We start from the raw sequence: 19,618 nt of genomic DNA, 5'->3' as shown, positions 1-19,618 counted from the left end.
GCGCTCGGCCGGGTACATCAACGTCGTCGTCGCCGGGAAGCAGCCCGCCCCGCAGTGGCTGACGATGGACGAGGCGATCGAGCACTGCACCCGCGGGCTGGGCATCCTGCCGTGGGCGGGCACGGAAACCGAGGGCACGGAGCCGGATGTGGTGCTCGCCGCCGCCGGCGACGTCCCCACCCTCGAGACCCTCGCCGCCGCGGCGCTGCTGCGCGAGCACATCCCCGATCTGAGAGTGCGGGTGGTGAACGTGGTCGATCTGACCCGGCTGCAGTCCGAAGACCAGCATCCACATGGGCTCCCGGACCGGGAGTTCGATGCGATCTTCACCCCCGACAAGCCGGTGATCTTCGCCTACCACGGCTACCCGTGGCTGATCCACCGACTCACCTACAACCGCGCCGGACACCAGAACCTGCCGCCCGCCACGCCGGGCTCCGGCAGGAGCTGCAGGACGCCCGCCTGCATGCCCGCGCCCACACCCGTGAGCACGGCACCGACATCCCCGCCGTCGCCGACTGGCACTGGCCCCACCCCGACACCACCGACCCCACCATCCGGAAGGAACCGAAATGAGTGACACCAGAACCGTGACCCTGCAGGTCAGCGGCATGATCCGCGCGACCTCCAAGAACGTCACCGAAGCCCACCTGAGCCGACAACCCGGGGTGATCGCCGTGGACGCGAACCCGGTCTCGCAGACCGCGACCGTCACCTACGACCCCGAGACCACCTCGGTCGCGCACCTGCAGCAGTGGGTCATCGACTGCGGGTATCACTGCGCCGGCCAGTCCGTCCCCGACCATATCTGCGACCCCGCGCACGACCCGCACGACGAGGGTGCGCACGACCACAGCGCCCACCACGGCCTCGCAGCTGAGGGCGCACAAGAACCGCACGCGAGTCACGACGCGCACGAGGGCCACACGGATGCCACGGGTCACGCCAGCCACGCGGGCCATAAGGGTCCTGCGGGCTATCACGACGACCCCGTCCACGATCACGCCGCTGGCCACGACCACACGCACGCCCCGTCGGCGACGGCGGATGACGGTGAGCAAGCCGGTCACCACGTCGAGCACGCCGGTCACACCGCGGCCGCGGGTGGGCACGATCATGGTGCAGCGTCGGGTCACAGTGCGCAGGAGATGATGGGCCACGGTGGGCACCACGGCGGGATGTCGATGGACGCGATGATCCGCGACATGCGCAACCGGTTCCTGGTCGCGCTGATCCTGTCGATCCCGATCACCCTATGGTCTCCGATCGGGCGGGAGGTGATCGGATTCGAGGTGCCGGCCCCGTTCGGGCTGCGCGATGACGTGTTCATGCTGATCCTGTCGCTGCCGGTGATCTTCTACTCCGCGTGGATCTTCTTCGACGGCGCCTACCGGGCGCTGCGCGCGAAGACCCTCGACATGATGGTGCTCGTCGCGGTCGGAGTCGGCGCCGGCTGGCTGTACTCCCTCGCGGTCACCCTCACCGGCGGCGGTGAAGTGTTCTACGAAGCCGCCACGGTGCTTGCCACCTTCGTGCTGCTGGGGCATTGGGTGGAGATGCGCGCCCGCGGCGGCGCGAACGACGCCATCCGCACCCTCCTGGAGCTCGCACCCTCGCAGGCGGTCGTGATCCGTGACGGGCAGGAAGTCGAGATCCCCACCAGCGAGGTCGTCCCGGGGGATCTGATGCTGGTGCGGCCGGGGGCGAAGATCCCCACCGACGGTGTCGTGGAATCCGGAGAGTCCGAGGTGGACGAGTCGATGGTTACCGGCGAATCCATGCCGGTGGACAAAGCGCCCGGGTCGGAGGTGATCGGAGCGACCGTGAACACCGTCGGCACCCTCCGCGTCACAGCCACCAAAGTCGGGTCGGACACGGCGTTGGCCCAGATCGTGAAGCTCGTGCAAGAGGCGCAGAACTCCAAAGCCCCCGGACAGCGCCTCGCCGACCGGGCAGCGTTCTGGCTCGTCCTGGTCGCCCTGATCGGCGGCACCCTCACCTTCCTGGTGTGGCTGCTCGCCGGCGCTGCAATCCCGATGGCGATCCTGTTCGCCATCACCGTCGTCGTCATCACCTGCCCCGACGCCCTCGGATTGGCGACGCCGACGGCGATCATGGTCGGCACCGGGCTCGGCGCGAAACGGGGCGTGTTGTTCAAGAACGCCTCCGGGATCGAAACCGCCGCCCACATCGACACGGTCGTGTTCGACAAGACCGGCACCCTCACCAAGGGGGAGCCGGAGGTCACCGACTACATCCCCGTCGGCAGCGACGAGCTCGAGACCCTCTCCCTCGCGGTCGCGTTGGAGCGGGAATCCGAGCATCCTCTGGCGAAAGCGATCGTGAATTACGCCGACACCCGCGACATCCCCCGTCGCACCGCGACCGCGTTCCGAAACGTCACCGGGCAGGGCGCGATCGCCACCGTCGACGGTCGACAGGTCGTCCTCGGCAACCCGCGCCTTCTCACCGGAGAGGGGATCGACATCAGCGGGGTGCAGGCCGCTCAGCAGGACCTGGCTGGGTCCGGCCGCACCGCGATCCTGTTCGCCGTGGACGGGCAAGTCGCCGGGATCATCGGTCTCGCCGACGCACCCCGGGACACCGCAAAGACCGCGATCGACGCTCTCCACGAGCAGGGCGTCGAGGTCGCAATGCTCACCGGGGACAACAAGCCCACCGCCGACCGGATCGCCGCTCTCCTCGGCATCGACACCGTGATCGCGGATGTGCTCCCCGAGGACAAGTCCGCGAAGGTCGCCGAGCTGCAGAAGACGGGCAAGAAGGTCGCGATGGTCGGCGACGGCGTCAACGACGCCCCCGCCCTCGCCCAGGCCGACCTCGGCATCGCGATCGGCGCCGGCACCGACGTCGCCATCGAGACCGCCGACGTGGTCCTGATGCGCTCGGACCCGCTCGATGTTGCGATCGCACTCAAGATCGGCAAGGGCACACTGCGAAAGATGCGGCAGAACCTGGGCTGGGCCATCGGATACAACGCCGCCGCCCTCCCCATCGCCGCCGGCGTGTTCTACCCGGCGTTCGGGATCATGCTGTCCCCGGAGATCGCCGCCCTGTCGATGTCCGGTTCCTCCGTGATCGTCGCCGTCAACGCCCTCCTCCTCAAGCGGCTCCGCCTGCCCGCCCAGGCGCCCGCTGCGACGACCATGCAGAAGGAGCCCGAACATGCCTGACCGTCCGCTCTCTCCCACACCGTCCTCCCCGATGCTGCTGACCCGACGAGGTGTGCTCGGACTCGGACTGGGCGCCGTCGCGGCAGCCGTGCTCGCCTCCTGCACCCCCGCGCCGCAATGGGTGACACCCACCGGCGCAGCGGTGTCCGGCACGGAGAAGAACCGCGGCGGCACCGGCCGAGTCACCACCGTCGACCTCACCGCCGCCCCCACCACGCTCGACCTGGCCGGTACCGCCGCCGCCACCTGGGCGTTCGGAGGTATCCCCGCCCCGGTAATCCGGCTCACCGCAGGCGACACGCTGAAAGCGACCGTCCGCAACCAGCTCGACGCGGACACCTCCGTGCACTGGCACGGACTCGCCCTCCGCAACGACATGGATGGGGTCCCTCCGGTCACCCAAGCCCCCATCGCCCCGGGCGGACAGTTCGCATACGAGTTCGTCACCCCGCATCCGGGCACCTACTGGTTCCACCCCCACGTCGGCCCGCAACTGGACCACGGCCTCTACGGTGCGCTCATCATCGACGACCCGGACGAGAAGGTGACGTGGGACGACGAATGGGTGCTGATCCTCGACGACTGGCTCGACGGCGTCACCGCCACCCCGGACCAGGTCCTCACCGACCTCTCGAAGGGCATGGGCGGGATGGGCGGGATGGGCGACATGTTCATGCGGATGGGGAACCTGCTGATGGGCGCCACCTCCGACCTGCTCGGCGGCGACGCCGGCGACGTCTACTACCCGCACTACCTCATCAACGGCAAACCCAAAGCCGACCCCGCCCAATTCACCGGCACTCCTGGTGCCCGGGTGCGGATCCGTGTCATCAACGCCGGCAGCGACACCGCGTTCCGGTTCGCGATCGGCGGCCACACCCTGACGATCACCCACACCGACGGGTTCCCGGTGGATCCTGTCGAGGTCGACAGTGTCCTGATCGGGATGGGCGAACGCTACGACCTGCAGGTCACCCTGGACGATGGGGTGTTCCCTGTCGTCGCCGACGCGGAAGGCAAGCAGGATCGCGCGTTCGCGCTCGTTCGCACCGCCGCTGGCACGGCGCCGGCCAGCGACGTCGCCGTCGCCGAGCTCGGCACCGGCAGGGTCGGCACCGCTGCCGGACTGAGTGCGACCGCCTCCGTCACCCTGCACCAGGCGTCCCCCGACCGGGTCGTGCACCTCGCGCTGACCGGGGGGATGGAGGCGTACGACTGGGGGATCAATGGGCGCCGGTTCGACATGAACGACCCGTTGCGGGACGCGCACGCGGTCAGTATGGGGGAGCGGGTGCAGTTGCGGATCCGCAATGACACCGAGATGTGGCATCCGTTCCACCTGCACGGCCACACCTACCAGCACGCGAACGGCGGCCCCCGGAAGGACACCTCCATCATCCTCCCGGGCCAGACCCTGACAGTCGACTTCGACGCCGACAACCCCGGCCAGTGGGTCGCGCACTGCCACAACATCTACCACGCCGAGACCGGCATGACCACGGTGCTCGGATACCAGTCATGAACCGCGCGTTCACCCCCAGCACGGGAGGATGATCGCGCGGGCGATCGGACGGCGGCGGCGGACGTCAAGGCTAAGTGGACTTCCTACTCTTATGTAGGGATCTGCCATTTGTAGGGATCTGCCATTTCGCGCGGAATCCTGCTGACGAAACTGCTGCCAATTAGCGTGGAATCCCCGAGTTCTCCGCCACCTTGACCGGGAACCTACAGTAGTAATCGACGGCTTTCGCGGCGGGCGCACCTTCCTCCCGTACCTGCGACAAGGCCATCCCCGGTGACCAAGCCGCAGTGCTTCTCGCGAGATGGGCCAGGATGGGAGTGTTGGTGGCGTCGCTGCCACCTGTTCGCTCGTTCTACAGCAGGAGTGCCCATCCGTGGTGAATCACGTCGCCTTCATCTGGAACATCGCCGAGTCCCTTCGCGGCCCGTTCAAGCCCTCCGAGTACGGATCGGTGGTCCTGCCGTTCACGGTGCTCCGCCGCCTCGACGCCGTGCTGGCGGACACGAAGCCCGCCGTGCTCGAAGCGGCGAAGGGAATCGAGTCGCTCCCCGAGATGCTGCAGACGATCAAGCTCACCGAGGCGTCGGGGCACCAGTTCTACAACACCTCCCCGTTCGACTTCGGCAAGCTCGTCGCCGACCCTGCCGACCTTCGCGAGAACCTGTCGTCCTACCTGGCCGGGTTCTCCTCGAACGTGCGGGACATCTTCGAGCGGTTCGAGTTCGACAAGACGCTGAACAAGCTTGCGGAGAAGAACAAGCTGTTCGCGGTGACAGAGAAGTTCGCGCAGGCCGACTTCCACCCCCGCACCGTCTCCAACATCCAGATGGGTCTGGTGTTCGAGGAGCTGATCCGGTTCGCGAACGAGAAGTCGAACGAGACCGCCGGCGACCATTACACCCCGCGCGAGGTCATCAAGCTCATGGTCGAGCTGCTGTTCGCGCTCGATGACGACGCCCTGTCGAAGGCCGGCGTGGTGCGCTCCATCTACGACCCGACCGCCGGCACCGGCGGCATGCTCTCGGTCGCCGACGAGTACCTGCACACCCTGAACCCGAGTATCCAGCTCAGCCTGTACGGCCAGGACTACAACGACGCCTCGTACGCGATCTGCAAGGCCGACATGGTCATCAAGGGCCAGGACGTCGACAACATCGCCCTCGGCGATACCCTCACCGAAGACGCCTTCGACGACAAGAAGTTCGACTACGGCCTGTCCAACCCACCGTTCGGGGTCGACTGGAAAGACCAGCGCACCTACGTCGACGACGAACACACCAAGCTCGGCTTCAACGGCCGCTTCGGCCCCGGCACGCCCGCGGTCAGCGACGGCGCCATGCTGTTCCTCCTGCACCTGGTGTCGAAGATGCGCAAACCCGAAGACGGCGGCTCCCGCATGGCGATCGTCCTCAACGGATCACCGCTGTTCTCCGGCGGCGCCGGCGGAGGCGAGTCGAACATCCGCAAGTGGCTGCTCGACAACGACCTCGTCGAGGCGATCATCGGACTGCCGAAGGACATGTTCTACAACACCGGCATCTCGACATACGTCTGGGTCCTCACCAACCGCAAAGACCAGAACCGCACGGGGCGGGTGCAGCTCATCGACGGGCGCGAGATGTTCACCAAGCTCCGCAAGGGCCTCGGCTCCAAGCGCAACGAACTCTCCGCGAAGAACATCGAGAACATCGTCGGCTTGTACGCAGGGTTGGAGGACGGTGAGCACTCGAAGATCTTCCGCAACGAGGACTTCCTGTACCGCACCATCACCGTCGAACGCCCGCTGAAACTCAACTGGCACGCGACGCCCGAACGCATCGACGCCGTCTTCGAGGCCAAGGCCATCCAGAAGCTGAACGAGACGGATGCCGCAGCTTTGCGCGCCGCCCTCGACCGGCTTGGCACCGACACGGTCTGGAAGAACCGCACCGCGTTCCAGAAGGCGCTGAAGGATGCCGCGAAAGCCGAACGCCTCACCCTCCCCGCGCCGCTCCTCAAGACCGTGACGACAGAGCTCGGCGAGCAGGACGACACCGCCGATACCTGCACCGACGCGAAGGGCAACCCGGAGCCGGACGCGTCACTCCGCGACACCGAGAACGTCCCATGGGACGACGATGTCGATGCCTACGTCGCCCGCGAAGTCCTCCCATACGCGCCTGACGCGTGGGTTGACCACTCCAAGACCAAGGAAGGCGCGGAGATCCCCTTCACCCGCCACTTCTACCAGTACATCCCACCCCGCCCCCTCGAAGAAATCGACCGCGACCTCGACGCCGTCATGGACCAACTCCGCTCGATGCTTGTCGAGGTCGAACAGTGATGCAGGGGCCTTGGTCGGATGGCGTCCCCACTGGGTGGCAGATCCGTCCGCTGTGGAGCGAATTTCGGCGGGGAAAGACGCTGGGCGATGGATCGGAAGAGCTTCTTTCGGTCTACCGCGACTACGGAGTCATCCCGAAATCCAGTCGCGAAGACAACTTCAACAAGCCCTCGGAAGACCTGTCGAAGTACCAGCGGGTTTCGGTGGGAGACCTCGTCGTCAACAAGATGAAGGCCTGGCAGGGGTCTCTGGGGATCTCAAACCACGACGGCATCGTCAGCCCCGCATACTTCGTCTACAAGGCAACTGGGACTTTCGAGCCGCGATTCGCTCACTACCTGCTCCGCAGCAAGGAGTACGCGGACCACATGGCCGCCATCTCCTCCGGAATTCGGCCGAACCAATGGGATCTCGACCCCGCACAGTTCGCGGTTACACCCCTCCTTGTCCCCCCGCCGGCGGAGCAGCGGGCGATTGCGGACTATCTGGACCGGGAGACGACGCAGATCGACGCGTTCATCGCGAAGAACGAGGAACTCATCACCCTCCTCACCGAACGCCGCGCGTCCGTTATCGGAGCCGCCGTAACGCGGGGGCTAGACGAACGGGTCGAGCTCTCTGTGGAGAGTCCCGATTGGATCGGTCCGGTACCAGCCGCTTGGAGCGTGCAGCCGATCAAGAGTGCGTATTCAGTCGTGGTGGGCAAGATGCTCAACGAATCGAAGTCTGAGGGCGACCCGGTCCCGTACGTGCGGGCCGCGAACATCCAACCCGATGGGCTCGACCTGAGCGACGTGAAGGAGATGAAAGCGACCGCCGCAGACCGTCGCGCCCTCTCGCTCCGGTCCGGGGACGTCGTATTCGTCGAAGGCGGCGGAGGGTACGGCAGATCCGACTACCTCACCCAAGATCTGCCGGGGTGGGTGTTCCAGAATCATGTGATCCGCTTGCGGTCTCGACCGGGCCATGACGGACGATTCCTGAATTACTGGCTCCAGCACGTCAGGCGACTCGGGCATTACGAAGCGCTCAGTGCATTCGCGACGATCCCGAACGTGTCCGGCGACAAACTTGGGCGGATCGAGATGCCGGCTCCGCCTCTCTGGGAGCAACGCGAGATCGTGAAACATATCGAGGAAGCATGTTCCCGGATTGATGCCGCCGTCGCGGTGGCGCAACGAAGTGTCGAACTCGCGCGCGAGCGTCGTGCCGCACTCATCTCGGCGGCGGTGACGGGCAAGATCGATGTGGGGGTGGCGGCATGAGCGGTATTGCGGGGGCGCATCTGGAGTCGGTGCTGGAGAACGAGATCGCCGAGCATCTCGCCGCGAACGGCTGGCTCTATTCGCCGACCGACGCCGGCTACGACCGTGAGCTCGCGCTGTTTCCCGAGGACGTGCTCGGCTGGCTCGAGGATTCGCAGCCGACCGAGTTCGCGAAGGTCGTCCGCCGCGAAGACACCGACGCCCAGCGAAAAGCGGCGGGCGACAGCATCCTGAATCGGCTCGCGAAGTCGCTGGATCTGGACCCGTTGAAGAACGGGGGGACGATCCGGATTCTGCATGAGGGCTTCTCGATCGTGCCGCTGCACGGTGGTGCGGTGAAGTTCCGTCTGGCGCAGTTCCGGCCGGCGACGACCAACAACCCCGAAACGCTCGACACCTACGCGAAGATGCGGGTGCGGGTGATGCGTCAGGTGCATTACTCGGCGAAGCACCCGAACAAGGCGTTGGATCTGGTGCTGTTCGTCAACGGCATCCCGGTCGCGACCATCGAGTTGAAGACGGACTTCACGCAGGCGATCGGCAACGCGGTGGACCAGTACCGGTTCGACCGGTCGCCGGCGGGTGAGCCGTTGTTCGGGTTCGCGAAGCGGTCGCTGGTGCATTTCGTCGTGTCGAACTCCGAGATGCGGATGACGACGAAGCTCGCCGGCGCCGCCACCCGGTTCCTGCCCTTCAACAAAGGCGCGGATGAGGGTGCGGGGAATCCGCCGAACCCGGATGGTTCCGCATCCTCGTACTTCTGGGAGGAGATCCTGCAGCGCGACACGTGGTTGCAGCTGCTGGGATCATTCGTGCACCTGCAGGTCGAGGTCGACGTCGACCCCGACACGGGCAAGAAGACGAAGATAGAGAAGATTTTGTTCCCTCGGTACCACCAGTGGCGCGCCGTGACCCGGCTGGTGGAGGCGGCTCGGGTGGAGGGCGCGGGCAACCGGTACCTGGTGCAGCACTCGGCAGGGTCCGGAAAGACGAACTCCATCTCGTGGCTCGCGCACCGTCTCTCCCAGCTCCACGACGACCAGAACGCGCGGGTGTTCGACACGGTCGTGGTGGTCACCGACCGGACGGTGCTGGACAAGCAGCTTCAGGACGCGATCGGCCAGTTCGAGAAGCAGGCCGGGGTGGTGCAGTCGATCACGAAGGATGCGGGCGAGTCGAAGTCGAAGCAGCTCGCCGCAGCGTTGACCGGTGGCAAGAACATCGTGATCGTGACGATTCAGTCGTTCGAGGCACTCATCGCCGCGATCCAGACCCTGCCGGAGTTGCAGGGGCGTCGATTCGCGGTGATCGCAGACGAGGCGCACTCGTCTCAGACCGGATCGACCGCCGGCGCGCTGACCAAGGTGCTCTCCCCGGACGAGCGGGCCGCCGTCGCAGAAGGCGCCCCGATCAACTCGGAGGCGTACCTGCAGTGGGCGATGGAGGTCACCGCAGCTGCGCCCAACATCTCCTACTTCGCGTTCACCGCGACTCCGAAGGCGAAGACCCTCGAGCTGTTCGGACGAGTCCCGGAGGGTGCGGGCCCGGATGCGACGCCGGAGCCCTTCGACCTGTACTCGATGCAGCAGGCGATCGAGGAGGGCTTTATCCTCGACGTGCTGCAGAACTACACGCCGTACAAGGTGGCGTGGAAGCTGCAGCATCCCGATTCGGAGTACGACGGTGCCGGTGAGGTCGACGAGTCGACGGCGGTAAAGGCGCTGGTGCAGTACGTGCGGTTGCATCCGACGAACATCAGCCAGAAGGCGAAGATCGTCGTCGACCACTTCCGCACCTTCGTGCAGCCGCTGTTGGACGGCAAGGCGAAGGCGATGGTGGTCACAGGCTCGCGGGTGGAGGCCGTGCGGTGGAAGAAGTACCTCGACGCCTACATCGCAGATGCCGGAGTGCAGGGTGTGCGATCCCTGGTCGCGTTTTCAGGCACGGTCGAGGACCCGGAGGACGTCGGTGAGGGGCTGACGGAGCGCACCCAGAATCCGGGGGTGCCGTCGGATCTCGCGGAGGCATTCAAGCCTGCGACGTTCAACGTGATGATCGTGGCGGAGAAGTTCCAGACCGGGTTCGACCAGCCGCGACTCGTTGCAATGTACGTCGACAAGAAGCTCGGCGGCGTCCAGGCCGTACAGACTCTGTCCCGGCTGAACCGGACGTATCCGGGCAAAGACAAGACGTTCGTCCTCGACTTCGTCAACGACCCGCAGGAGGTGCTGGACGCGTTCCTGCCCTACTACCGGAAAGCGACGCTCACCGCGACGACCGACCCGAACCTGATCTACGACCTCGTGGTCAAGCTCGACTCGGCGGGGATCTACGACATGTCGGAGGTCGAGCAGGCGTTCGACGCCGCCCTCGTTGGTGGGGTGAATGCGAACTCGAAGGTGTCGGCGGCGACCGCGCCGGCGGTGGACCGGTTCCAGAAGCGGTGGGTCGCCGCGGTGCTGGATGACGACAAGGTCGAGCAGGATGAGTTGCGCTTGTTCAAGGCCGATGTGGCCAACTTCGTGAAGTTCTACGACTTCATCTCCCAGGCCCGCAACCTCGAAGACACCGACCTGCCCCGCCGGCACTACTTCTTCCGCCGCATCCTTCCGCAGTTGTCCACCGCGACGATTCTCGAACCCGTCGACATCTCGGATGTCACCCTCGTCGGCTACAAGATCAGTGCGGGCGAGTCCGTGAAGCTGAACCTCGAGCAGGGTCCGGGGCTGGATCCGATCACCGCGATCGGATCGGGCGCGATCCACGAGAAGCATCGCAGCGCGCTTGAAGAGATCATCCAGAAGCTCAACGAACGCCTCGGCGACAAATACGGACTCGGCGTCATCGACCTGCAGATGAACCACATCGTCGGCAAGCTCGCGTTGGACCTCGATCTCGCGAACCAGGCCGCGGTGAACTCGCCGCAGCAGTTCGCCGAATCCCCGGCGCTACCGAAGGCGTTCCAAAAGGCCCTCCTCGGGGTGCGTGACGAGACCCCAGCGTTTATCGACGACCTGTTCAACGACAGCGGGCTCTTCGCGGAGCTAGGGAAGGCGCTCCCGGCGATGCTGTACGAGTACCTCAAGACTCAAGGGACGGCACGCGAGTGAGCACGATGGTCCGGGCTCAAACCCGCACGGGCCGCGCCCGGACGGGAATCGTTCGGGCTGGTGCGCGAGCTAACTAGGGCTTTCAGAACGGCGGGAGCGCGCAGAGTCGACGGCGCGCAAGAGCCTGAGCGTCCCCTCGAGTTTGGCGAAAGTGTCGTCGGGGAGGGGGTCAGGGGAGAAGTGCATCAGGCTATTGCGGACGTCCGCTATGAGTGTCACGAGTGAGCGCAGTCGCTCCCGAGTGATTCCGACCCAGCCGAGCTTCTCCCAGTTCAGGTCATCATCGAAAAGATACGGATACGCACCGAGGGTCAATCGCCCGATCGTCTTGCAGTTGGCTGGTGAGCGCTCCACGTCTGCGTCGGTCAGCCGTAGCCTTACCGCGCGGCGCATCCGCATTTCGATTTCCTCAATCATTACGAGAGGTCGCCGATCACGCCCGAACTCGGCGGTGAGATCCGCGATGGTCACGATCCCACCGATTTCGTTGGCTTCGCCGCGTACGAAAACGTAGCCGCTCGACTCGATCTGAGCCACGACATCCAGCACATTCGCATAAGGCGCCACCGTCGGTGGAGACGTGGTCATGGCATCGCCGACCGTTGTCGGCTTGCCATGCATGTGGGCGATGGCGATCGATTCCCACGTAATAACGCCGACGAGCCCGCCCGCCTCGACAACTGCGAGTTGCGAGTAGTTGCCCTCGAGCATCGCCGTGCGTGCATCCGCGATGAGATCGTCTCGCGAAACGGACACAGGTGCGCGTCGAGCGGATGGAATCTGAAGCACGCGGTAGCCGACGGCGGGCTCAGCCTCATTTTCGTCTGTGAGGAACGTGCCAGCGTCGAGCTGGTCGTGCTGACCGCGGCGCGCGATGGGCGTGACGACGATCTGCTCATCCATGTCGGCCTCGGTGACTGCGGGCACAGAGGTCAGCCCCGTCTTGTGCAGCAGCTCATCGATCTGAGCCACTGTCTGGGCCGTCCGGCGGTCCACACCTGCAAGATCGAGGAGCTCGCGAACGGTCATGGGTGTTGGTTTGTCCGAGGGGAGCTCCTCGATGCTTGCCGGCAGCGGCCCACCGTCGCGAGACGGTCCAGGGTCGGCCCTTCCATCGCGGACTTTCATCAGACGCTCGACTGCCCCGAACCGAGCCAGCTCGCACACCGTGAGAAGTGAGCCTAGCGATGCGCGCAGGTCATGTCTCAAGGTCGCTCGATCGACGTCCGAACGCTGCCATGCGACCGACCTAAAGTGCTCGCCGTGCTCGTGTTCGTCGAATCCGTAATCCGACCGCACAGTTCCGATTGCCAGTGCGCCATCGGACTTCAACGGCATGACGACGATGTCTCCCACCTGCATCTCATTGACGAACCTGTCCAACTGTCCCGTCCAGTTGCCGATGAGGTAGTTCGAGGCGCTGGGGTGCACCGCGGTCAGAGCTTCTCTAATCTGTTCGCGAGAGAGATTCGTCAGGTCGCCGACTTCGGACCAACCGATCAAAGCCCGCCCCGCGCTCAAAGCAGCTTGTTCGCGCTGCCCCTTGCGTCCACCGCGTACCATCCATGCCCGCATCCCGCCATTGTGGGCGACTAAGCTCGCAGGCCGCAACCGTCGATCGAGGGCCACACATTGCGGGAGGTGCGATAGCGATGTAGCCACCCCAGGCACCCCGACGCATGTCAGTGCCCGAGGCTCGCGTTCACGATGACGAACCCGACGGGGGAGGCACAGCGGCGCCGATCTGCCAGCCGGCGGACATGAGCCCCCGTCCGACATCATCACGAGGAAGAGCGATGTCAACGCGAGCGCCGCGAAGCCGAGGATGCCGGCGATCATGAGGATCCCGGAGACGATCACGTCAGCGATGCGGCCGCCGGACCAGAATGCTCCCGGGGCGGGTGGCTGAGCTGCGGACGAGAATGACGCGGGCGGCGTTGTCGATATGCCGGAAGTACGGGCATTGGGAACGCGCCTGTCACCGGAGCGCATCGTCGCCCGCGCCGAGGCATCCCATCACGTTGTGCGGCGATCAATCCGTGGGGGAAACGATCGTGTTGCTGGCCAATGACTTGCAGCAGGAAGAGCTCGAGCGGGCCGGCTGGCACGTCAGCGCGCGGTCCTTCGGAGCCCAGCTCGACGTGGACCGCATCGATTCTGAGGGCCTTGCCCGACTCGTTACTCGCGCAGGGCCAGCTATCCGTGAGCTCCGCGCCGACGACGTCGATGACATCCTCACGCTCGATGCCGCGACGAGCGGCGACTACCCCGGCGGCGTGGCGACCCGACACGACCCCCTCACACCACACAGCGCGGCCGCATCCGATTCGAGGCGTGCATTCGGCGCGTTCCTTGCGGACGGAGAACTCGTGGCGATGACGTTTGTCGACGTGCACGGGGCGACAGCGGAGACCGACTTCACGGTCGTTCACCCCGACTGGCGCCGGCGGGGCGTTGCAACCGCGGTCAAAGCCGCCTCGATCCTTGCGCTCAGCTCGGAAGCGGTCACCCGGTTCCGCACCGGCGGATCGGCGGACAACGCTGCGATCCTGCGGGCCAACGCCACGCTCGGCTACGTCCGCGACGAGGAGTGGGTCACCCTCACTCGCGGCTCAGCGTGAGGCGCGCAGCGCCCGTCGGATCAACGTGACCTGAAGCGGCAGCCGCACCAGCGACACGGCGAACGCCGCCCACGCCTTCGGGGAGCGGCGGCGCGCGGCCCGGCGGCCGAGGTCGATGCTCATCTGCATGTTCGCGGGCCAGACCGCGGCCAGCACCACCGCACTCGCTCGCCCGGCGGCAGCTCGCGTTGATGGCACCACCAGCCCCGCCGCGCACGCCAGCTCCGCAATGCCCGATGCGATCACCAGCGGCCGATCCCACCGCCGCAGCGCCCGCGGGATGATCGGTGTGAACACGCCGGGTCGCACGAGATGGATGACGCCCGACACCGCGAACGGCACCATCACGATCCAGGGAACGGTGGCGGCGGGCTTCTTCGCGCGACGTGTCATCCCGCCATTCTCCCCGGCGCGCCGCCGCCCGGGGCCGCCGCGCGAACAACTCCGGTGACAGCATGGGCAGATGCTCTCCCCGCAATCCCTGAGCGAGCCCGACCGGCGCCTCGTCGCGGCGTGGGCGGCCGACTGCGCCGAACGGGTGCTCCCTCTCTTCGAGAGCGAGGCTCCCGACGACGATCGCCCGCGTGACGCCATCGCGAGAGCCCGCGCGTACGCCCGCGGCGAGCTCGACTCGGCGGGCGAGATCCGCCGCCGGTTCGTTGCGGGCCGCGCCGCCGCCTCGGTCACCTCGCCCGCCGCGATCGCGGCGGCCCGGTCGGCGGCGCAGGCGTCGGGCGTCGCGCACATGGGTGCGCACGCCCTGGGCGCCGCCGCCTACGCCGTGAAAGCCGTCGGCATCGACCGGCCCGACGAGGCGGATGCCGAGATCGAGTGGCAACTGCAGCGCATGACACCGGCGGTCCGCGCCGCCCTCCGTCAGCTTCCACCGGTCGGCGAGGATGCCGCGGGTCCGTTCGTCGCCGGCGGATTGCTGGCCCGCGGCATCCTGGGATCGACCATCCGCACATTGCAGAATCGGATCGCATCCCGGGCTTGACCCTCACGCGACGTCAGGCTCGATCGTGGTCTCATGACCGACCTTCCCCACGCTTTCGACATCAGCCCCGTCCCCGCCCCGGGACCCGACGCCGTCGCCCCGCCCCTGTTTCGCGGCATCTACGGCATGCCCATGTTCGTGACGATCCCGACGGCCGATCTCGCGGCATCCCTCGACTTCTGGACCCGCGGCCTCGGCTTCTTCGAGCTGTTCGGCATCCCGGGGCAGATGACGCACCTGCGCCGGTGGGCGTTCCAGGACGTCCTGCTCGTCGCCGGCACACCGGACGACACCGCCCCGGCTGCGAGCGTGAGCTTCGCCTGCGTGCTCGACCAGATCGATCCGATCGCCGAGGCCCTGCGCGCCCTCGGCGTCGACGCCCACCCGCGCGACACGATGTGGAACACCCGCGACATCGAGGTCATCACCCCCGAGAACACCCGCGTGGTCTTCACGGCGGGCAAGGTGTTCGACCCCGATAGCGTCGAGGGCCGCACCCTCCGCGCGGTCGGCATCGGCACCGACGACAATGAGTCCCATGTCTGACGACGGACTGCCGGTGGGCGAGACGGCTGCGCGCCTGGGCCTGACCGTGCGGACGCTCCACCACTGGGACGAGATCGGCCTCGCGAGCCCCGCCGCGAGAACGCGGGCCGGCTACCGGCTCTACACGGATGCCGACCTCGAACGCCTCCGGCGCATCGTCGTGTACCGCGAGCTCGGGCTCGACCTCGACGCGATCCGGGCCATTCTCGATGAGCCGGGGGGCGATGTCGCCGACCAGTTGCGGGTGCAGCGCGCCCAGCTCGCGCAGCGGATCGCCCAGCTCAACGACCTCGACGAGGACCTCGCGCGCATGATCGAGGCGCAGGAGCGCGGCATCCTGCTCTCCGACGACGAGCAGCGCGACATCTTCGGCCCCGACTGGAATACCGAGTGGCCCGCGCAGGCGCGCGAGGCCTACGGACAATCGGCGCAGTGGCAGCAGTACGCGGAGCGTGCGGCGTCGCGCTCGGCCGGCGACTGGGCGGCGGTGACCGAGGCGATGACCGCGTTCGAGCTCGAGATGGGCGCCGCCGTCGACGGCGGAGCGACACCCGGGGATGCCGTGGCGAACGGCCTCGTCGAGCGACACCGCACCCTGCTCTCGCAGTTCTTCCCGGTCACGCACCAGATGCAGGTGTGCCTCGGGCGGATGTACGTCGCCGACCCGCGGTTCATGGCGCACTACGACGCGGTGCGCCCGGGCCTGGCCCGTTGGCTGATCCGGGCGATCGATGAGAGCGCGCGCGCCGCGGGCATCGACCCCGATACCGCCACGTGGGAGTGAGGGACGTGCCTGCGGCATCCGGCGTCACCGAAGGGTGCGAGTGGCCTCCCGCGATGAAGTAACGTATCTGCGTATGAGTGCAGATAAGCAGCAATGCGGATTTTCGGTCGAGAGCCCGTATGTGGAGCTTGCGGTCGAGGTCTTCGGAATGCTTGCCGACGCCACGCGGGTACGAATCATTCTCGCGCTGGACGCGGCCGGGGAACTCTCGGTGAATCACATCGCCGACATCGTCGACAAGTCGCCCGCTGCGGTGTCTCAGCATCTCGCGAAGCTGCGGCTCGCCCGGATCGTCGGGACCCGCCAGGAGGGGCAGCGTGTGTTCTACCGACTCGAGAATGAGCACGCGTCTCAGCTCGTCGCCGACGCGATCTTCCAAGCCGAGCACTCGCTTGGCGGGACCCCCCGTCACCATCACGCCGAGGACGAAGCCCGATGACGCCGTCGCACGTGCACTCCTCGCACCATGACCATGACCACGACCACGCCTTGCATAGTGACGGTGGCGTGCATCTCCATGACCACGATCACCCCTCGGGGCTGAAGGGCTTCTTGCGCGGCTTGTTCGTGCCGCATACCCACGACGCGGCCGACTCGATCGATGATGCGATGGAGGCTAGTCACGAGGGTGTGCGCGCGTTAGTGATCAGCCTCGTGATCCTGTTGGTGACGACGATTCTGCAGGCCGTCGTGTTCCTGTTCAGCGGCTCGGTGGCCTTGTTGGCCGACACCGTGCACAACTTCTCGGATGCTCTCACCGCGATCCCGCTGTGGGTCGCGTTCATCCTCGGTCGGCGTGCCGCGAACCGCCGGTACACGTACGGGTTCGGTCGCGCGGAAGATCTCGCCGGCCTCTTCATCGTCGTGGTCGTTGCCCTGTCTGCGGTTGTTGCGGCGTGGCAGTCGATCGACCGGCTCCTGCACCCGCAACCGTTGCAGAACGTCTGGTGGGTGGTCGTCGCCGGTGTGATCGGCTTCGCCGGCAACGAGCTTGTCGCGATCTACCGGATCCGCATCGGGAGACGAATCGGGTCGGCAGCTCTGGTCGCGGACGGCGTCCACGCGCGTACCGATGGCTTCACCTCTCTCGCCGTGGTCATCGGCGGTGCCGGAGTGCTGCTCGGCTTTCCCCTCGCTGACCCGATCGTCGGCATCATCATCTCCATCGCGATCTTCGTCCTGCTGCTCGGCACGATCGGCTCGATTGGACGCCGACTCATGGACGCGATCGAACCAGAGCTTCTCGAACGCGCCGAGCACGCTCTCGCCCACGTCGACGGCATCGATAGCGTGGAGCGCATCCGGCTACGGTGGGTCGGTCATCGCCTCGAAGGCGACGCAATCGTCACCGCCGACCCGGAGCGCACCGAGATCGGCGGCCTCGCCGAGGCAAGCATCCGCGCGCACCTGCCCCACGTCGACGAGTTCCTGATCAGCGTTCGAAGCTCATCGGCCGCTGCACGATGACCTGCGGGCGCACGGTGCTCGTGCCCGTCAGAGCGTGGGGTCGGTTTCGGCGCGGGCGGCCATCCAGACAGCTCGGGCGGCATCGGCGTTGAGGAGGCCGATGCCAGCGCCCACGATGATGTCGAGCCAGCCGGTGGCGAACCAGAACGTGAGGATGCCGACGGCGATGATCGCCAGATTGGCGAGGGCGTCGTTGCGGGCGGAGAGCCATGCCGCCTTCGTGAGGCTGCCGCGGTGGTGGCGGTGACGCACGAGCAGGAATGCCGCGGTGAGGTTGACTAGGAGGGCTCCGATGGCGGTGATCGTGAGAGCTCCCGGCGGCGGGGGCACGGGGTCGAATGCCTTCGCGACGGCAGGCCCACTGACCGCAGCGGCTCCGCCTCGCCCATCACACGCCCGCGTCCACGAGCACCGCGCGAGCAGCGCGCTCGCCGGATGCGAGAGCGCCCTGGATCGACGCCGCATGTCGGTGGTCGCCGGCGAGGTACATCCGGTCGGTGACGCGCGGCGGGCGGGGCGCGCGCAGCGGTGCCGGTTGGGCGGGAAGCGCATCCGGGATGTCGTCGCGACGCAGCAAGTGCCAGTCCGTGACTCCGGCACCCCACAGCTCGGCGAGGTGCCGGCGCACCTCGTTCTCGCCTGCGGCCGCGCCGCCCCGCGGCAGCAGGCACGTCGCCTCGATGAGATGGCGCGCCACGGGCGCATACGACGGCACGGTGTGCGACACGACCGCCGTGTTCACGACCGGCCCGCGGCGGGCGGCGCCGCGTCCGTCGACGCGCAGCAGCGCGGATGCCGAGGGTGCTGCCGTCGCCGCGAACCACCACGTCTGCAGCCCGTTGGTCGCGGGTCGCGGCACCGGCGCCAGCTCCGCCACCGACTCCGCGCCGACGGCCACCACGACCCGCCCGGCGCGGAGGGCCTCGCCACCGGCGACGCCGACCTCGACGATCGGGCCGTCCCTGTCGATGCGCTCCGCTCGCGCCCCGAGCCGGATCTCCGCGCCCGCAGCACGCGCCCGCGCCGCCAGTTGCGCCGGCACCGCCGCGATCCCCTGCGCGGGAAGCCCCGGCCGCCCCAGCGCGAAGTACCGCACCAACTCCTGTACGAACGCGTTCGAGCTGCCCTCACGGTCCTCGGCGACGACACCGGCGAGGAACGGATCGAGCACGGCGGTGCGCAGCGGTCCGCGCAGGCCCGCGGCATCCCACCCCTCGCGCAGCGCGCGATCGCTTCGCGCCCGTGCCGACAGCCGCCGCGTGAACGCCGGCGTCAGCCAGCGTGCGAACGCCACGGCATCCGCAGCGCTCACCAGCCCGCTGCCGATCGTTCGGGGGATCGACAGCGGTGAGCGCAGCGGATGCCGCAGCTCAGCGAGGCCGCGATCGGTGCGCACCTGCACGCCCACGGGAAACGACCGCAGCGCCAGAGCGTCGAGATCGATGCTGCGACGCAGCGCCGGATACGCCGGGTTGAGCACCTGGAAGCCCCGATCGAGGCGGAAGCCGTCGACGATGTCGGTGCGCTGGCGTCCGCCGACCGCGTCCGCCGCCTCGAGCACGACGACCTCGAGACCGCGCTCGGCCAGAACCACCGCACAGCGCAGCCCCGCGAGGCCTGCTCCGATCACCACGACGTCATGCATCGCCGCTCCGCCTCTCGTCGTCGGACGCGTCCGGGGTCCCCGCCGCGCCGTCGCCTGCGGCCAGCATACGGAGGGCGCGGCATTCGATCTCGGGGTTGACGAGCTTTCCGAGACCGCCCTCGCCGCCCGGCGGCGTGCCTACGA

General features: G+C 67.2%; 15 protein-coding genes and 1 pseudogene. 12 read left to right on the top strand and 4 right to left on the bottom strand.

Translation table 11 applies throughout. The annotated features are described in order from the left end of the window. The 6 genes and pseudogenes from ABS64_RS09495 to ABS64_RS09470 form a co-directional block, all read left to right on the top strand. Positions 1–576 (top strand): annotated as a pseudogene (locus tag ABS64_RS09495) (phosphoketolase); the annotation flags it as partial. After that, positions 573–3,194 (top strand): heavy metal translocating P-type ATPase, encoded by a 2,622-nt coding sequence (locus tag ABS64_RS09490; RefSeq protein ID WP_292683161.1) that lies wholly within the window; start codon positions 573–575, stop codon positions 3,192–3,194. The pseudogene ABS64_RS09495 and the gene ABS64_RS09490, both read left to right, overlap by 4 nt. Further along, the gene (locus ABS64_RS09485; protein WP_292683158.1) at positions 3,187–4,716 is read left to right on the top strand and encodes a multicopper oxidase family protein; all 1,530 of its coding nucleotides are present in this window, start codon (positions 3,187–3,189) and stop codon (positions 4,714–4,716) included. The genes ABS64_RS09490 and ABS64_RS09485 overlap by 8 nt, the downstream gene beginning before the upstream one ends. 373 nt (positions 4,717–5,089) lie before the next feature. Continuing rightward, the gene (locus tag ABS64_RS09480) at positions 5,090–7,039 is read left to right on the top strand and encodes a class I SAM-dependent DNA methyltransferase (protein ID WP_292683155.1); all 1,950 of its coding nucleotides are present in this window, start codon (positions 5,090–5,092) and stop codon (positions 7,037–7,039) included. Then, entirely contained in the window at positions 7,039–8,304 is a 1,266-nt protein-coding gene (locus ABS64_RS09475) for a restriction endonuclease subunit S (RefSeq protein WP_292683177.1), read from the top strand. The genes ABS64_RS09480 and ABS64_RS09475 overlap by 1 nt, the downstream gene beginning before the upstream one ends. Then, positions 8,301–11,414, top strand: coding sequence for a DEAD/DEAH box helicase family protein (locus ABS64_RS09470; RefSeq protein WP_292683152.1), 3,114 nt, complete (start codon positions 8,301–8,303; stop codon positions 11,412–11,414). Before ABS64_RS09475 ends, ABS64_RS09470 begins: the two co-directional genes overlap by 4 nt. 69 nt (positions 11,415–11,483) lie before the next feature. On the opposite strand, the gene ABS64_RS09465 is transcribed toward ABS64_RS09470, so the two are convergent. Then, positions 11,484–12,989, bottom strand: a complete 1,506-nt coding sequence (locus ABS64_RS09465) for a CBS domain-containing protein (protein ID WP_292683149.1) — start codon at positions 12,987–12,989, stop codon at positions 11,484–11,486. Positions 12,990–13,453: 464 nt separating this feature from the next. Between ABS64_RS09465 and ABS64_RS09460 the strand changes: the two genes are divergently transcribed. Continuing rightward, positions 13,454–14,035 (top strand): GNAT family N-acetyltransferase, encoded by a 582-nt coding sequence (locus ABS64_RS09460; protein WP_292683147.1) that lies wholly within the window; start codon positions 13,454–13,456, stop codon positions 14,033–14,035. Here ABS64_RS09460 and ABS64_RS09455 read toward each other — a convergent pair. Further along, positions 14,027–14,428, bottom strand: a complete 402-nt coding sequence (locus ABS64_RS09455; protein ID WP_292683145.1) for a DoxX family protein — start codon at positions 14,426–14,428, stop codon at positions 14,027–14,029. The two genes, ABS64_RS09460 and ABS64_RS09455, sit on opposite strands and share 9 nt — an antisense overlap. Positions 14,429–14,498: 70 nt before the next feature. On the opposite strand from ABS64_RS09455, the gene ABS64_RS09450 reads away from it, so the two are divergent. From ABS64_RS09450 to ABS64_RS09430, 5 genes are all read left to right on the top strand, one after another. Beyond that, positions 14,499–15,032 (top strand): putative immunity protein, encoded by a 534-nt coding sequence (locus ABS64_RS09450; protein ID WP_292683142.1) that lies wholly within the window; start codon positions 14,499–14,501, stop codon positions 15,030–15,032. A gap of 33 nt (positions 15,033–15,065) precedes the next feature. After that, positions 15,066–15,578, top strand: coding sequence for a VOC family protein (locus ABS64_RS09445; protein WP_292683138.1), 513 nt, complete (start codon positions 15,066–15,068; stop codon positions 15,576–15,578). After that, positions 15,571–16,362 (top strand): MerR family transcriptional regulator, encoded by a 792-nt coding sequence (locus ABS64_RS09440; RefSeq protein ID WP_292683135.1) that lies wholly within the window; start codon positions 15,571–15,573, stop codon positions 16,360–16,362. Before ABS64_RS09445 ends, ABS64_RS09440 begins: the two co-directional genes overlap by 8 nt. Positions 16,363–16,435: 73 nt before the next feature. After that, positions 16,436–16,801 carry a metalloregulator ArsR/SmtB family transcription factor gene (locus tag ABS64_RS09435; protein ID WP_016463888.1) on the top strand — a complete coding sequence of 122 codons (366 nt, stop codon included), beginning with the start codon at positions 16,436–16,438 and terminating at the stop codon, positions 16,799–16,801. After that, positions 16,798–17,829: a cation diffusion facilitator family transporter gene (locus ABS64_RS09430; RefSeq protein WP_036291007.1), complete on the top strand. Its 1,032-nt coding sequence runs from the start codon at positions 16,798–16,800 to the stop codon at positions 17,827–17,829. The genes ABS64_RS09435 and ABS64_RS09430 overlap by 4 nt, the downstream gene beginning before the upstream one ends. 27 nt (positions 17,830–17,856) lie before the next feature. On the opposite strand, the gene ABS64_RS09425 is transcribed toward ABS64_RS09430, so the two are convergent. Further along, positions 17,857–18,294, bottom strand: a complete 438-nt coding sequence (locus ABS64_RS09425; protein ID WP_363331278.1) for a cation transporter — start codon at positions 18,292–18,294, stop codon at positions 17,857–17,859. Next, complete coding sequence (locus ABS64_RS09420) at positions 18,218–19,474, bottom strand: NAD(P)/FAD-dependent oxidoreductase (protein WP_288120583.1); 1,257 nt, start codon at positions 19,472–19,474, stop codon at positions 18,218–18,220. The genes ABS64_RS09425 and ABS64_RS09420 overlap by 77 nt, the downstream gene beginning before the upstream one ends. Positions 19,475–19,618 lie beyond the last annotated feature (144 nt).

Source organism: Microbacterium sp. SCN 69-37 (assembly GCF_001724435.1).
Classification (GTDB): domain Bacteria; phylum Actinomycetota; class Actinomycetes; order Actinomycetales; family Microbacteriaceae; genus Microbacterium; species Microbacterium laevaniformans.
Note: the sequence above shows the minus strand (reverse complement) of the source record. Positions and strands in the feature narration are given on the sequence as shown.